We start from the raw sequence: 13,464 nt of genomic DNA, 5'->3' as shown, positions 1-13,464 counted from the left end.
ATGCTGGTGTTGACCCGTAAGGCGGGCGAGAAGATCGTGATCGGTGACGACATCACCATCACCATCCTCGACGTGCGCGGTGACGGCATCCGCATCGGCATAGATGCCCCCCGCGGCATCAAGATCCAGCGCGAAGAGGTGCTGCTCGCCGTCGCCGAGGCGAACGTGGCTGCGGCCGCCGCGGACGATTCCGTTGAGGAACAGTTGAAGTCTGCGCTCGGTCTCTCACCGCAGGCCGGCACCGCGAAGCCCGAAGATCAGGCCTCCTGAGCCGGTTTTTTCGGGGGACAGTTTGGGGTACAAAACGTGTCCCCTCTACTGGGGACTGTGACTCTTGCCGGGGATGCAGCATCTTGTACTGAGGGAACCCACTGTTCTACCACCCGAAAGGGTTCCCGGTGTATCGAGAGAAAGCAACATGATGAGCCCCGACGCGAAGGTCCACTACCTCACTCGCACGACGTTCGATCCGGACGACTCGACAGTGCAGGCCCGGGCCATCGTCGATGCCGAAATGAACAACCGCATGGACCTCGTTCACCAGCTCGCCGTGCGGCTCAGCGCACTCGAGGCCACCATCGCCGCCGTGGATGCCGCCCGCCACGCCGCGATCGCCGCCGGCTGGACCGAGTCCCAGCTACTCGACCTCGGGCTCGGAGCCGTCGAGAACTCCAAGCAGTCCTCCGGTCGCCGCGTCGCCCGCCCCGAGACCGAGTCCACCCTCGGTGCCGCTCTCGTCGCCGAACTCGCCGGCTGAGCCGATCCGCTATCCGGCGAGGGGGGAAGCCGACTCTTCGCGATTGTTGGCGTTCCAGATGGCGATCGCCGCCATCTCCGTGAACGAGCTCAGCAGCTGCTCGTCTTCTGCGCTGAATTCGTCGGGCCCGTCCCTGCCGAGGTAGAGGGTTCCGAACACCTCGTCGTCGAGTTGCACCCGCAGTTCCGTGGTGCGCACCCCTGTCGGCCGCTGCGCCTCGCTCTTGCATCGCACCTGGCTCGCCGCCCGTCCGTCCAAGGCGTAGACGTCGAGGACACCCGACCCCGCCTCGACGAGGGCGACGGCCGAATTGACGATGCCCCCGAGCAGCGCTGAGCGATCCCGATAGCGGGCGATGCTGCGGTTCGCCGCAAGAAGCTGCCGCAGTCGGGTCTGGGTCGTCAACACCCGTTGCGCGGCAACCACGACGACATCGAGGGACTGGTCGAGCCGCGCACGCGATTGCGCGGCGAAGATCAGGGTGTTTCTCGCCCTGGTGGACTCGCTGATCGAGGAGGCGGCCCGGTGGTCTGCCTGTGAGGCGGATGACCTGTACATGTCTCTCCCGGATAGGTGCACGTGACTACTGCCGGGGTTCAGAGCGAGTACCCGAATTCTAGTGTCGCGCACAGTCGCGGTCAACGCGCCCGATCGGTGGCGAGGTTGTACGGTTAGGCACGTGCGCAGCATCGACTGCGTCCACAGTCGACGCGTTGTTCCGGTGCCGAATGTTCTGTGAACCATGTTCAAGGGCCTCGGATGGGTAACCCCGGCACCACCGATGAACCAGAGTTGTCCGACATCGCCCGCTGGAGTCGGAGCAACGATCTCTGTCGACCGTTCGTCGATCTACTCCCGGTGAGCGGTGTCGCGATCTCGGTGATCGGCACCCTTGCCCGACGCATGACCGTGTGTTCGAGCGACACCGTCGCGGCACAACTGGAGGGCCTGCAGTTCGACCTGGGGGAGGGCCCTCAGTGGGAGGTGATGAAGACGGGCCACCCTGTTCTCAGTCCTGATCTCTCGCTTCAGCGCACGTCGAATTGGCCGGTCTTCGGCGCTGCCGCCGCAGGGCTCGGGGTGGCGGCGATCTTCGCCTTTCCGATTGCGGTCGGGGCGGTCACCGTGGGGGTTGTCGACCTCTACCGCACAACTCCCGGAGTGCTGGACGGGCTGATGGTCTCGCTGGCTCGTTCGCTCGCCGACCAGGTTGCCACCCCCGCGGTGAAGGCGGCGATCAGTTCGGCCGAACAGGACCATGCGCCAGAGAGTGCGGGCGCGCCCACGATGCGTCGCGAGGTGCACCAGGCCACCGGCATGATCATCGCGCAACTGCAGATCAGCGCGCCCGCAGCCTTCTCGTTGTTGCGCGGCCATGCTTTCGCGTCGGGTCGCTCCGTGGAGGATGTCGCCGCCGACGTCGTCGCGAGACTTCTCGACTTTCGCCAATTACCCAACTGATCAGCAACTGACTACGGGATACGATGAGGAAGACAGGAGTGACTCATGGGCGGGATGTCTAGAGAAGCAAGGCTGAACGCGGCCTTCGTTATGGTCGCGGACACTCTCACCGCCGACTACGACGTTGTGGACCTGCTTCACACCCTGGTGAGAGAGTGCACCGAGATCCTCGACGCGCAGGCTGGCGGTCTCATGCTCGCTGACGGCAGTGGGCAACTGCATGTCGTGGCGTCCACCAGCGAGCGCGCCGACCTGGTGGAGGTCATGCAGCTCGCCGCCGGCGCCGGACCCTGTGTTGACTGTTTCACCACCGGCAGCGCGGTCTCCGTACCCGATATCCAGGCATCCACAGAGGAGTGGCCCGACTTCCGGGCGGCCGCCCTCGAGCAGGGCTTCCTGTCGGTACACGCCACGCCGATGCGGCTTCGCGGCGAGATCATCGGCACGATGAATCTCTTCGGTACCTCCGTCGGCACTCTCAATCGTCGAGACGCCGCTGTCGCGCAGGCCCTCGCGGATGTCGCGACCATCGGCATCCTCCAGGAGCGCATCGCCGCTCAGTCCCAGCTGGTCACCGAACAGTTGCAGCGGGCGCTGGACAGTCGGGTGTTGATCGAGCAGGCCAAGGGGGCGCTGTCCCACTCCGGCGCGCTGTCGATGGAGGACGCATTCGTGCTGCTTCGCGCACATGCGCGAAACAACAACCTCAGCCTGCGGGTCGTCGCGGAGGGGGTCGCCAACAGGACCCTCGACCTCATCCCCAAGCTCGCCGCTGCGGCAAAACCGGGTCCGGTGCGATAACCCGCTCGGCAAGTGGCAGCACAGGCAAGTGACCGCTCGGCAAGTGGCAGCACAGGCAAGTGGCAGCACAGGCAAGTGCCCGCCACTGGGGGCCTCCCGTTTCGATTCGGGTCGACGTCGGCGCCCAGTGACGGGCAGATTGTCGGGTTGATTGGAGCGTGCTGGGTGCTGCGGGGCGAACCATCGATTGTTGGACTATTAAGCAACTCAATTATCAAGGTAAATTCTTCCCAGATCAAGGGACTGTCGCTTATCCGTGAGAGGGCGCACCAGGCGGCCTCATTCTTCCGGCGGTCGCGCTGTGGATTCAGAGGTGGGTCGGAGAACCGGCGCCGCTCGAGCGGAGGGGTTCTCGCGGCTCGGCAGTGTCGGACCGGCTGGAGTGTCGCACCATCGAGCGTGCCACCGACTGCAGGGTCCCCGAGAAGGTCGCGAGCTCTGCCGGGCTGAGCTCACTCGTCGCGGCTTCGAGCAGCTCGACGAATCCGCGGTGCACATCGAGCATCATCTGGTGCGCGAGTGGAGTGAGTTCGAGGTAGAGGCTCCGACGATCGTTCGGGTGATCGACCCGGTGCAGCAGCCCCGATTCGACGAGCCGGCGCGAGATGAAAGTGACCGCGGCGGTGGTCATGTCCAGATAGCCGGCAAGCTGCTTCGGCGTGACGCTGACCTCGGCAGCCACGCGGAACAGGGCGCGCAGTTCGCTCGGCGAAAGCCCGGCATCTTGGCCGATTCGCTCGCGGTTGCGCTGCATCACATTGACGAATTCCACGGCCGCGGCGGGGAACCCGTCGAGGGTATGAGACTGACCAGTCTCGGTACTCATGAGACCTCCTGTCTCTTAGCGGATAAGCCAGTTTAGGGGGAGCGGAAGATAGTCAGGTCCTCGGCCGGTGTCAACCATTTGACTTTCTTACTAACTTATCGTTTTAATTAGATAATTCAATCTCTTTCACACACGTCCAAGGAGGACCCAGTGATTCCCGACATCCTGTCGCAGGGGCAATACGCCACCGTCTACAACTTCCTGTCGCTCGTCATCGCGTCGCAGTTGTTTACCGCAGTGTTTCTGCTGATCTCCCTTCCACGGATTCTGCCGCGCTACCGGCAAGCGATCACGGTTGCGATCATCGTGTGCGGCATCGCGGCCTATCACTACTTCCGCATCTTCGACTCGTTCAAGGAAGCATTCGTCTCCAAGGCGGTCGGAGGCAACGGCAACTACAGCCAGGCGGTCGGGGTGTCGTTCAACGAGGGCTACCGCTACGTCGACTGGCTGCTGACGGTCCCCCTGCTTCTCGTCGAGCTTGTCGCGGTGCTCGCGCTCGCACGCAAGGTGCAGTCCGGACTGCTCATGCGCCTTGTGCCGGCCGCGGCGCTCATGATCGCTCTCGGCTACCCGGGTGAGATCAGCGGCGACAACGGACTGCGCGGCCTCTTCGGCCTGCTCTCCACCATCCCGTTCGCGTACATCCTCTACGTGCTCTTCGTTCAGCTCAGCAAGTCGCTCAACACTCAGCCGCCTTCGGTCCGCAAGACCCTCGGTCGGCTGCGCTTCCTGCTCCTGCTCAGCTGGGGCGTCTACCCGATCGCGTACCTGCTCCCGCTTCTCAACATCGGCGGTGCGGATGCCTGGGTCTCGAAGCAGGTCGGCTACTCGATCGCAGACATCGTCGCCAAGGCCGTCTATGCCCTGATCATCTTCGGAGTCGCCAAGGCGAAGTCCTACGAGGAGAACCCTGAATTCGCGGCAATAGAGTCCGCCCACGACGACGTGCCTGTTATCCGCAAGTAACAGACACGTTCACCACCGCCGCTCCTGCAAGCGGCACGGACGACGGCGCGCTTCCTCACCGAGGGAGCGCGCCGTTGGTGTTGGGGGTAACGGCGTTCAGGCCTGTCGGATGCTCCTGGGGATGCGGCGCAGCAACTTCTCGTAGCGCGCCTCCGCGTCTTCTCCGAGGTCCTGTTCGGTGCGGTGGAGTCGTCCGTAGGTGAAGCAGTTGTCTCCGAGCAGGTAGGCCGCGGCAGCCAGTCGCTCGAGGGTCTGGCGCGCGACCACACTGTCGTGCTGCTCGCCGAGTGTGTCCTGCACCAGCTTGGCGATCTTCGCGAGTCGACGCGCACGATTCGGCCGGATCGGCAGCAGCACCTCGGCCCCGTAGCGCACCTCCTTCGCAGCCTTCCGCACCTCGTGAAGCGCGAGGTCGTGACGGGATCGATCGATCGTCTCGTCCGCATCGCGCATCGCCGCGAAGAGCGCGCGGATGCGGTGATCGACGATGCCGGGAAGCACAGCGGTGGCCGCACCGGCGGCGCTCTCCCGCAGCGGCGGGTCGGCGACGAAGGCATCGATCAGGTCGAGAAGACCGAAGTAGCGCGCCGAGTCCAGGGACTCGAGCAGCACCGCCTTCGCGGCTGAGCCGTCTTCTGAGAGCTGGTGCGACATCCGCTCGCCGATCGGTCCGATGATCTGGGACTCCGACTCGGTGCGCAGGCGACCGGCGAGACGGGCGGCGATCACGTCGAGATCGCGCGCGGCGCCCAGGATGTGCCCGATCCATCCCAGTTCCGTTCGGAGCGTGGCCGCCTCGTCATCGACGAGGAGGCTGTGGAAAGTGCCGACGGCGGCGCGCAGTTTCGCGGTCGCGACACGCATGTCATGGATCGCCTCCGGCCGGTCCTCCCGCACGAGGGGATCGGTGCTCACGAGTTCGTCTCGGTAGTCCCGCAGCGCAGTGACAAGCAGTGCGCCCGCCGTATCGCGCTCGAGCGCAGCCGGTTGCGGATGTTCCGGCACGCTGTCTCCCAGAGCGCGAGCGAGCTTCGAACGGGAGTCGGAGCGTGAGACGCGGGAGGCGGAGAACAGCCGTTCGGCCGCGTCGAGAAGGGGGATGTGCCCGTCGACGAGCTCGAGCTCCCACTCCCGCCAGTGCTGCTCGAGCGGCTCGCCGGCCAGCCGTTGCGTTGTCACCTCGTCGTCGCAGAACAGGGCCAGAAGCTCGTCGTGTGGTCCGCGCAGCCGGTGAACGGTGCGGCGGGTGCTGAGGTGCACGATGGGAGAGAGTTCGCCTGCACGCACGAGCGCGGCCACCTGCTCTCGCAGTCGGCGCGGCACGGATTGCGGGTCCGTGCCGAGGGGCTCATGCAGTTCGGAACGTTCGTCGTCCGAGACCGGCAGCTTCAGGTGCCATCCCGCGTCATCCCCGCCGGTGCGCCGCCGCAGGGTGATGTGATGCGCGGCGAGAACGAAGTCAGCGGTGTCGAAGTACACGGCGTCGAGGACGAACACCTGGGAACCCTCGACCCGGGAGACCCCGTCGATCGACGGCAGGTCCGGCACTGCGGTCGACGACGTGACGTCGTACTTGCGCTCGATCTCCGCTGAATCCGGGTTCACCATGACGAGAGTGTAGGTCTCGACGGTGAATGGCGGATGAATCGGGGATCGGCGATGGGGGAAGGGACTCCCATCACTTAGAGATGGGCTCCACAGGTGCGGGCTGCCAGGACCGCGAGAGATCGGGTCACCCTCAGAAGCTCTTCGATCTCCACCTGCTCGCGAGGGGCATGGGCGAAGCGCACGTCGCCGGGTCCGTAGTGCAGGGTTGGGATGCCGCCGAGGCCGGCATACAGTCGAAGGTCGCTGCCGTAGGGCGCGGCCGCCCGTTCTGCTTCGCGCCCCTCGACGGCAGCGATCGCCGCGGCAACCTCATCGATAAAGGGATGAGCGCCATCGATGCGGCCGCTGGCGAATTGCCCACCCCGCCAATTCACCTCAACCGGGTGGTCGCGTAGCCAAGGATCATTCAGCGACGCCCGAGCGATGGCTGCCTCACAGGCCGCACGAGCATCCGCCGGCGCTTCATCGAGACGCACCCCGAGACGCCCCTGCGCGATCAGCAAGTCGGGCACGCTACTTGCCCAGTCGCCGGTACGCACGGTGCCAACAGAGATCGGGTACGGAAGGGATGTCGTGGTGAATAGCGGATCAGACTCGGCATTGCGCTCTCGCTCGAGCTCGAGAAGCGCCGCATGCACCGGCAGAAATGCCTCGAACGCGCTCCGGCCTTCCAGTCGCGTGCTGCCGTGCGCCGCGCGGCCCGCAACCCTCAGCTCGAACGTGAGCGCTCCGGCGTTCGCCACGACGAGTCGACCGCTCGTGGGCTCCGACAACACGGCCGCTTCCGCGCGGTGGCCGCGCAGCATCGTCGCGAACGCTCCCAGCCCCCCATCTTCCTCGCTCACGACCGAATGCAACCCGAAACCCCGCTCGAGGATCACTCCCGACACCGCGAGCGCTCGCGCAACAGCCATGTTGGCGGCAGCTCCAGCCTTCATGTCGCAGGCACCGCGCCCGAGGATCACGCCGCCTCGCACAGCGCCGCTCCAGGGATCGCGGTCGATCCACTTGTCCACGTCGCCCGTCGGCACCACATCGACGTGGCCCTGCATTACCAACGCCGGGTTTCCCGCCGCCGAGCCGCCCAGAGTGCCGACCACCCCGTAGCCCTCGTGCCGCTCTGCCTCGATACCGGGAAAATCCGGATGCGCGAACAACTCATCGAGGTCGAACTTCCAGCTATCCACCTCGAAACCAAGCTCACGTAGCGCTTCGGCACCTCGATGCTGGAGATCAGACTCAGCATCGGAGCCGGTCACGCTGGGAACACGAATCGCCTCCACCAGATCGCGCACGAGAGCCTCATCATCGATGGACTCAAGGACTCGTACCTCAGCTTGGGAAAGTTCCGCCATGCCCCCACGTTAGTGGCGACGGGCGTTGCGCCGGGGCATCGAGGGTCTCACGCCACGTAGGTCGGTCCTGCCTCCCCTGTCGACGAGGAACCGTCGTCATATCGAGGGGCTGTCCGCGGGGGTTGGGGAGTTGGCGAACGTCGCAAGAAGTTCTCCGATGCGGTGGTCGCGATCCAGCGGATGCCGTAACGGCATGGCCGTGTTGAGCCGGTAGATATTGCGTCGGCCATCGCGTTCCCGCTCGAGGTAGCCGGCCTCTTCCAGCTCGGTGACGATGCGTTGCGCTGCCCGCTCGGTGATGCCGACCTGTTCAGCCACGTCCCGCAGTCGGGCGTTCGGGTTGTCCGCTACGCACAGCAGCACGTGGGCGTGATTCGTCAGAAACGTCCATTGCGCCATCCGCCCATTCTCCCCCACCAAAGCGGTTCCCTCCCGTCCCCATACCGGCAATTTAATACGTGCTATATTTTTCGTGTTTTGATTAACGCGTTTTGAGAGGCAGGTATGAACAACACTCGATCGGGCGTTTTGGCCGAGGTCGTCGCCCGCCTCGTGGCGACGATGATTGGTGTCGCATTCGTCATCGCGGTCGCTGCGATTCCTCGCGTCTTCTCGTCGCCTCCCGCACCCGTGGGGGTAGGTCAGACGACTCTTCACTGGGATGGTCTCGCGGTGGTGTTGTCGGCGTTGGTGCTCGGGCTGAGCACCCTGATCCAGGCTTTCGCGATCCGCTACCTTCGCGGCGACACTCGCCAGCTGTGGTTTGTGGCCTCGTCCACCCTCCTGACGGGATTCACCGTGCTGATGGTGTGCGCAGGCTCGGTGGCGGTGTTCGCGGTCGGGTGGATCGGCGCCGGGCTCGCTCTGCTGCTGCTACTGGGCACGTATTGGCCGTTGGCTCAGGCTCGGCGAGGAGTGCGGTCCACGGCGGTGAGATTCATCATCGCCGACACTGCGTTCGTGCTGGCTGTGATCTTGCTGCTGGCGGCCTCCGGAGGGGACGTGTCCTGGGGGCAGCTGGCCGCCGTCTGTGCGGCCCTGCCCCTACCGGGTCAGTTGATCGTCGCGGCACTGCTCGTGACGGGCGCGTTGGCGCGCTCCAGCCAGGTCCCGTTCCAGGGCTGGTTGCCTTTCACCTTGGCGGCACCCACCCCCGTATCCGCGCTGATGCACGCGGGCGTCGTCAACGCGGGGGCGATCCTGCTCTTCCGATTCGCTCCCGTGATCGCGGTGCACGCCTCGGTCATGACGGTGGTGTTTCTGGCAGGAGCCGCGACACTCACCTATGCCGCGGCCGTCCGGTTGGTCCGGGCGGACGTGAAGGGCCGACTGGTGTTCTCGACCATGGGGCAGATGGGATTCATGATCATGGCGTGCGGCCTCGGACTGTTCGCCGCGGCGATCTTCCACCTGATCGCTCACTCGCTCTTCAAGTCCGCATTGTTTCTGGGCGCCGGGATGGGCGTGAACGAGCACGCCATCGACCGGGACCTTCCACCCGTCACACCCCACACGCGTGCATCTCTCGGTGTATCGATAGTGGTGGGGGTCGTTGTGCCGACCGCAACGCTGCTGACCGTGACACTGATTCTCTTTCCCTCCACCTCAGCGGCGACGCTCGGGTTGCTCGGATTCGTATCCCTCACGGCCTCCGTCGCGCTGGCCTTCGCGCTGATGACGAACTTCACAGTGCGAACCGTTGTGGGTGGCATCGGCGCGACCATGCTCCTCGCGGCCGGTTATGTGGTGTTCTTGCACACCTTCACCTCGGCCATTCAACCCGCGTTGCCGATCTCCGCTGCCCCCGCCTGGCTGCTGCTACTGCCCGCACTCGCACTGCTGGGGCTGCAGTTGCTCGCCAGCACGCGGTGGCTCGGCGGCATCCGCGATCTGCTCTATGCCCGATCGCTGACCGCGACCGTGTCTCGTCCGCCGACTGTCACAGGAGTCATGTCATGAGTCTGATCCTTCGCGCGCAAATAGCCTCAGCCGCGCAAAACATCGTGCCCGGGTGGCCGCTGCAGTCGTTCATCGCGGTGAACCCTCTTGCGGGGTACGAACCCGCCTCCTTTCACCGTGTCACTGCGCGAAACGTTGCGCTCACCCGCGAACATCGCGAGTATCTGGCTGACCTGCGGGAGGCTCGCATCACCGAAGCCGACCTGGAGCAGGCGATCATCGAACGAACGCCGGAACTCGCTCGTGCCACGATCAGCGTGGGCGGCACGGCGGTGGCGGCCGTTCGGGTCGCAGTCCTCGACATGACCTCTGCGCAGGGGAGCCCGACCGGGACGGTTGCGCCAGCGCCGGCCTCTCGGTCGACGCTGTGGCTTGATGAGTATCTGGCCGCATGGCTCCCTGCGTATCTCAGCCCTGATCCTCTGTGGCCGATGCCGCACAAACAGGAGGGGCTATTCGGAGCGTGGCGGGGGCTGGCAGGCCGGGACCCGTCCCTGCCGCGGGCGGCACGGCGCGCCCTTCGGGATGTGCCGGTGTCGGCGGATGCCGCGTTGGCGTGGGCCCTGGAGCGACTGGCGGTCACGCCCGAACTGATCCGCAGCACTCTCGCCCAAGAACTCGAGTACCTGCCAGGCTGGGTCGGCTACATCAAGTGGCGTGCGGAGAAACACGGCGACATCGACCTGACCTCGTACCTGGCCGTCCGTTTCGTGCTGCGTGCACTCCTCACCATCCCCCTGGCACCGCGACCAATCCCTCCCCTGGAGGACCAAAGAGCCGTGATCTGGCAGCGCGCCGAAGAGCTCGCCGGCTATCTCAGTGAACGGCCCACCCGTCAGGATGTCGCGGCCGTCGCGGCCGTGCTGGCCCACCATCGGCCAGACGAGCACCGGTTCACCTGGCAGAAAGCCTACGAACTGAACTACCGCGGCTGCCTCCTTCCTTCCCTGAGTTCCATGGCCTCACCGAGCACTGCGCGGCCACAGTTTCAGGTGGTGATGTGCATCGACCCCCGGTCAGAAGGCATGCGACGCCACCTGGAAACCTCGGAAGCGGTGGAGACTCTCGGTTTCGCCGGGTTCTTCGGAGTGCCGGTTCGCTTCGTCCGCTACGGCGCGCGGGGAAGCATCGACTCTCTCCCGGCCCTGCTCACGCCGCGGCACAGCCTCACCGAACGGCCGGCCCTGCCCCGTCAGGCTGAGGCGCATCTCGCGCGCGGTCGCGCCCGAGACGCCGTGCGTCAAGCGGCCCATACGGCGGACTCCAGCACCGGAACCCCCTTCGCGTTCGCGGAGACCACCGGCTGGTTCTACGGCGCCACCAGCGTCCTGCGCACCTTCACCCCCACGCTCTACCGGCGCCTGCGCCGCACCCTCGCCCGCCCTGATCCTCTGCGTGGTTCTGTGACGATGGCGGACTCGTTCACGCTCGAAGAGCGGGCCGGGATCGCCGAGACCGCGCTGAGAATGATGGGCCTCTCCGACTTCGCACCGCTGGTGGTGCTGGCAGGGCACTTCTCGGAATCCGCCAACAACCTCTATCAGTCCGCCCTGGACTGCGGTGCGTGCGGAGGCAACCCCGGAACAGCGAACGCCCGCGCTGCGGCGGCGATCTTCAACGACGCCGGGGTGCGGGCGATGCTTCTCCTCCGCGGAATCACCATCCCGGACGGGACGGTGTTTGTCGCGGCCGACCACAACACCACCCGCGACACCCTCACCGTGCTCGACCGTCACCTCATCCCCGACAGCCACCGCGGTCTGATTGCCGAGTTTGAGGGCCTGCATCGTGCGGCCGGGACGGGACTGCTGCACGAGCGCGCGGAAGATCTCCCGGGAGCCACTAGACGGCAGTCAGTATCGCGCCTGCAGGCCAGGGCGGATGACTGGGCGGAGGTCTACCCCGAGCTCGGGCTCGCCGGAAACGCCGCCATGATCATCGGCCCTCGCACTCTCACCCGCGGTGTCGACCTCAGCCGTCGCGTTTTCCTGCATTCCTACGACCCCACCCTCGACCTCGACGGAACCGCGCTGGAGACGATCATGACCGCCCCCCTCGTGGTCGCGCAGTGGATCAACCACCAGTACTACTTTTCCGCCCTCAACCCGGACACCCTCGGTGCTGGAACAAAGACGATCCACAACGCCGTCGGCACCATCGGAGTGCTCGCCGGCCACGCCGGAGACCTTCGCCGCGGACTACCGTGGCAGTCCGTCGGTCTCGGCAGGAAGCTCTTCCATGAACCGATGCGATTGACGGTCATCATCCAAGCCCCCCTCGAGCGGGTCGGCGACATCATCTCCCGCAACCAAGTACTCAGACACCTGCTCGACAACGACTGGATCACCCTCACCGCTCGCGCCCACGCCCATTCCCCCTGGCACCGCTACACCTCCTCTGGCTGGGAACCGACCACTGCACCGATGAAAGGACAAGCAACATGAACAACATGACACTGATGACCCGACTGGAAGTGGTCGTCCCCGCCCGCGAAGCGCCCGACATCCGCGAACTGATCACCAGCTCCGGCGCCACCGGCTACACGGCAGTCTCGGGAGTGTCTGGCATCGGCCATCACGGCCAGCACTCCGGCGCGCTGCTGTTCAACGAGTACGACACCCTCACCATGATCATCACCGTGCTACCCCCCGACAAGGCCACCGAGTTGATCGACGCTATTCGCGAACTTCTCGGCACCTCCAGCGGAGTGATGTTCGTCGCCGACACCTACGTCTCACGGCCCGAATACTTTCAATGAGCCGAGCCCTGACCCACTACACGGGCCGCCACATCACCTTCGCGACCATGCACGGCAAGGAACAGCTTGCCCGCGGAGCATTCCGGCGCATTCTCGGTGCAACCGTCGCCGCCGCACCAGGTCTCGATACGGACCAGTTCGGCACCTTCGCCGGCGATATCCCCCGCATCCTCACCCCGCGAGACGCCGCCCGCGCAAAAGCGCGCCTCGGCATGCAGATCGCCGAGACAACATGCGGGCTTGCTTCCGAGGGAAGCTTCGACGCACGCTTCGGACCACTGGTCGAACAGAGGGAGATTGTGCTGTTCATCGATGATGACCTCGGACTGGATCTCATCGAAGGAACCCTCACCACATCCCCCCTCCCCGGGGGATGCACCATCACCACTCCCGGAGGAGCGCGCGAGTTTGCCGAAGCTCTGGGCTTCCCCGCCCAAGGGGTCATCCTGCACGGCGCGCAGGACGGGCACACGATCGTCCACAAGAACTTCACCCAACTCGACGAGCTCCAGGCAACAGCCGAAGCACTGCTTGCGGGCGAATCGGCCGTGATCGTGCTGCCCGACTACCGGGCTCACCGCTCGCCCTCCCGAGCCGACACCATCCGTGCCCTCTGCAATCAGATGGCCAAACGCCTCGCCACCGAATGCCCCAACTGCCATACCCCCGGGTTCGGGAGAGTCGACGTGGAACCCGGTCTGCCCTGCTCGGACTGTGGCGCGGCGACCCAGGCCATCGCCGCCGACCTCCACGGATGCGGCGCATGCTCCCACCGAACTCGAATTCCGCGAACGCACCTCCGCGCAGAACCTGCATGGTGCGACTACTGCAACCCCTAACCCGGCCCCGCAGAGAACGACTCCCTCATCGAGTTCCCGCAGCAATCGCCGATTGTTCCGAACGAGTGGATCAGCCCCGAGGCGCGAATTCTGTTCGTGAACGCGCACGACGGGAACTCGGCGGGGAAGGG

General features: G+C 65.5%; 14 protein-coding genes. 9 read left to right on the top strand and 5 right to left on the bottom strand.

Going from position 1 to position 13,464, the window contains the following annotated elements; genetic code table 11:
* Both csrA and ABIB54_RS15520 read left to right on the top strand, forming a co-directional pair.
* Nucleotides 1-270 (top strand): carbon storage regulator CsrA, encoded by a 270-nt coding sequence (gene csrA / locus ABIB54_RS15525; RefSeq protein ID WP_354576424.1) that lies wholly within the window; start codon nucleotides 1-3, stop codon nucleotides 268-270.
* A gap of 148 nt (nucleotides 271-418) precedes the next feature.
* Nucleotides 419-757, top strand: coding sequence for a hypothetical protein (locus tag ABIB54_RS15520; RefSeq protein WP_354576423.1), 339 nt, complete (start codon nucleotides 419-421; stop codon nucleotides 755-757).
* A 9-nt stretch (nucleotides 758-766) separates the two neighbouring features.
* Here ABIB54_RS15520 and ABIB54_RS15515 read toward each other — a convergent pair whose 3' ends face one another.
* Nucleotides 767-1,315 carry a GAF domain-containing protein gene (locus tag ABIB54_RS15515; protein ID WP_354576422.1) on the bottom strand — a complete coding sequence of 183 codons (549 nt, stop codon included), beginning with the start codon at nucleotides 1,313-1,315 and terminating at the stop codon, nucleotides 767-769.
* A 201-nt stretch (nucleotides 1,316-1,516) separates the two neighbouring features.
* On the opposite strand from ABIB54_RS15515, the gene ABIB54_RS15510 reads away from it, so the two are divergent.
* Both ABIB54_RS15510 and ABIB54_RS15505 read left to right on the top strand, forming a co-directional pair.
* On the top strand, nucleotides 1,517-2,218 hold the full coding sequence (locus ABIB54_RS15510) for a GAF and ANTAR domain-containing protein (RefSeq protein WP_354576421.1): 702 nt from the start codon (nucleotides 1,517-1,519) through the stop codon (nucleotides 2,216-2,218).
* Nucleotides 2,219-2,263: 45 nt separating this feature from the next.
* Complete coding sequence (locus tag ABIB54_RS15505) at nucleotides 2,264-3,019, top strand: GAF and ANTAR domain-containing protein (protein ID WP_354576420.1); 756 nt, start codon at nucleotides 2,264-2,266, stop codon at nucleotides 3,017-3,019.
* A 307-nt stretch (nucleotides 3,020-3,326) separates the two neighbouring features.
* Here ABIB54_RS15505 and ABIB54_RS15500 read toward each other — a convergent pair whose 3' ends face one another.
* Nucleotides 3,327-3,845, bottom strand: a complete 519-nt coding sequence (locus tag ABIB54_RS15500; RefSeq protein WP_354576419.1) for a MarR family winged helix-turn-helix transcriptional regulator — start codon at nucleotides 3,843-3,845, stop codon at nucleotides 3,327-3,329.
* A gap of 150 nt (nucleotides 3,846-3,995) precedes the next feature.
* Here ABIB54_RS15500 and ABIB54_RS15495 point away from each other — a divergent pair, with 150 nt between their 5' ends.
* Entirely contained in the window at nucleotides 3,996-4,814 is an 819-nt protein-coding gene (locus ABIB54_RS15495; protein WP_354576418.1) for a bacteriorhodopsin, read from the top strand.
* A gap of 96 nt (nucleotides 4,815-4,910) precedes the next feature.
* Here the strand turns inward: ABIB54_RS15495 and ABIB54_RS15490 are convergent, their stop codons facing one another.
* The 3 genes from ABIB54_RS15490 to ABIB54_RS15480 form a co-directional block, all read right to left on the bottom strand.
* Nucleotides 4,911-6,422 (bottom strand): CYTH and CHAD domain-containing protein, encoded by a 1,512-nt coding sequence (locus ABIB54_RS15490; protein ID WP_354576417.1) that lies wholly within the window; start codon nucleotides 6,420-6,422, stop codon nucleotides 4,911-4,913.
* Nucleotides 6,423-6,496: 74 nt separating this feature from the next.
* Complete coding sequence (locus tag ABIB54_RS15485; RefSeq protein ID WP_354576416.1) at nucleotides 6,497-7,777, bottom strand: ArgE/DapE family deacylase; 1,281 nt, start codon at nucleotides 7,775-7,777, stop codon at nucleotides 6,497-6,499.
* A gap of 96 nt (nucleotides 7,778-7,873) precedes the next feature.
* The gene (locus ABIB54_RS15480; RefSeq protein ID WP_354576415.1) at nucleotides 7,874-8,176 is read right to left on the bottom strand and encodes a helix-turn-helix transcriptional regulator; all 303 of its coding nucleotides are present in this window, start codon (nucleotides 8,174-8,176) and stop codon (nucleotides 7,874-7,876) included.
* 105 nt (nucleotides 8,177-8,281) lie between these two features.
* Here ABIB54_RS15480 and ABIB54_RS15475 point away from each other — a divergent pair, with 105 nt between their 5' ends.
* From ABIB54_RS15475 to ABIB54_RS15460, 4 genes are read left to right on the top strand one after another with little or no spacing between them, the layout of a single operon-like run.
* Nucleotides 8,282-9,736: a proton-conducting transporter transmembrane domain-containing protein gene (locus tag ABIB54_RS15475; RefSeq protein WP_354576414.1), complete on the top strand. Its 1,455-nt coding sequence runs from the start codon at nucleotides 8,282-8,284 to the stop codon at nucleotides 9,734-9,736.
* Complete coding sequence (locus ABIB54_RS15470) at nucleotides 9,733-12,180, top strand: DUF2309 domain-containing protein (protein ID WP_354576413.1); 2,448 nt, start codon at nucleotides 9,733-9,735, stop codon at nucleotides 12,178-12,180. The genes ABIB54_RS15475 and ABIB54_RS15470 overlap by 4 nt, the downstream gene beginning before the upstream one ends.
* Entirely contained in the window at nucleotides 12,177-12,494 is a 318-nt protein-coding gene (locus ABIB54_RS15465) for a DUF190 domain-containing protein (RefSeq protein ID WP_354576412.1), read from the top strand. Before ABIB54_RS15470 ends, ABIB54_RS15465 begins: the two co-directional genes overlap by 4 nt.
* Nucleotides 12,491-13,333 (top strand): DUF6671 family protein, encoded by an 843-nt coding sequence (locus ABIB54_RS15460; RefSeq protein WP_354576411.1) that lies wholly within the window; start codon nucleotides 12,491-12,493, stop codon nucleotides 13,331-13,333. Before ABIB54_RS15465 ends, ABIB54_RS15460 begins: the two co-directional genes overlap by 4 nt.
* Nucleotides 13,334-13,464 lie beyond the last annotated feature (131 nt).

The organism is Frigoribacterium sp. UYMn621, from assembly GCF_040549525.1.
Classification (GTDB): Bacteria; Actinomycetota; Actinomycetes; order Actinomycetales; family Microbacteriaceae; genus Lacisediminihabitans.
Note: the sequence above shows the minus strand (reverse complement) of the source record. Positions and strands in the feature narration are given on the sequence as shown.

Excerpts from the sequence above, each read along its gene's own strand:
- ABIB54_RS15470 (WP_354576413.1), top strand. The coding sequence starts at position 9,733 with ATGAGTCTGATCCTTCGCGCGCAAATAGCCTCAGCCGCGCAAAACATC.
- ABIB54_RS15475 (WP_354576414.1), top strand. The coding sequence starts at position 8,282 with ATGAACAACACTCGATCGGGCGTTTTGGCCGAGGTCGTCGCCCGCCTC.
- ABIB54_RS15460 (WP_354576411.1), top strand. The coding sequence starts at position 12,491 with ATGAGCCGAGCCCTGACCCACTACACGGGCCGCCACATCACCTTCGCG.
- ABIB54_RS15520 (WP_354576423.1), top strand. The coding sequence starts at position 419 with ATGATGAGCCCCGACGCGAAGGTCCACTACCTCACTCGCACGACGTTC.
- ABIB54_RS15510 (WP_354576421.1), top strand. The coding sequence starts at position 1,517 with ATGGGTAACCCCGGCACCACCGATGAACCAGAGTTGTCCGACATCGCC.
- ABIB54_RS15505 (WP_354576420.1), top strand. The coding sequence starts at position 2,264 with ATGGGCGGGATGTCTAGAGAAGCAAGGCTGAACGCGGCCTTCGTTATG.
- csrA (WP_354576424.1), top strand. The coding sequence starts at position 1 with ATGCTGGTGTTGACCCGTAAGGCGGGCGAGAAGATCGTGATCGGTGAC.
- ABIB54_RS15465 (WP_354576412.1), top strand. The coding sequence starts at position 12,177 with ATGAACAACATGACACTGATGACCCGACTGGAAGTGGTCGTCCCCGCC.
- ABIB54_RS15500 (WP_354576419.1), bottom strand. The coding sequence starts at position 3,845 with ATGAGTACCGAGACTGGTCAGTCTCATACCCTCGACGGGTTCCCCGCC.
- ABIB54_RS15515 (WP_354576422.1), bottom strand. The coding sequence starts at position 1,315 with ATGTACAGGTCATCCGCCTCACAGGCAGACCACCGGGCCGCCTCCTCG.
- ABIB54_RS15490 (WP_354576417.1), bottom strand. The coding sequence starts at position 6,422 with ATGGTGAACCCGGATTCAGCGGAGATCGAGCGCAAGTACGACGTCACG.
- ABIB54_RS15485 (WP_354576416.1), bottom strand. The coding sequence starts at position 7,777 with ATGGCGGAACTTTCCCAAGCTGAGGTACGAGTCCTTGAGTCCATCGAT.
- ABIB54_RS15480 (WP_354576415.1), bottom strand. The coding sequence starts at position 8,176 with ATGGCGCAATGGACGTTTCTGACGAATCACGCCCACGTGCTGCTGTGC.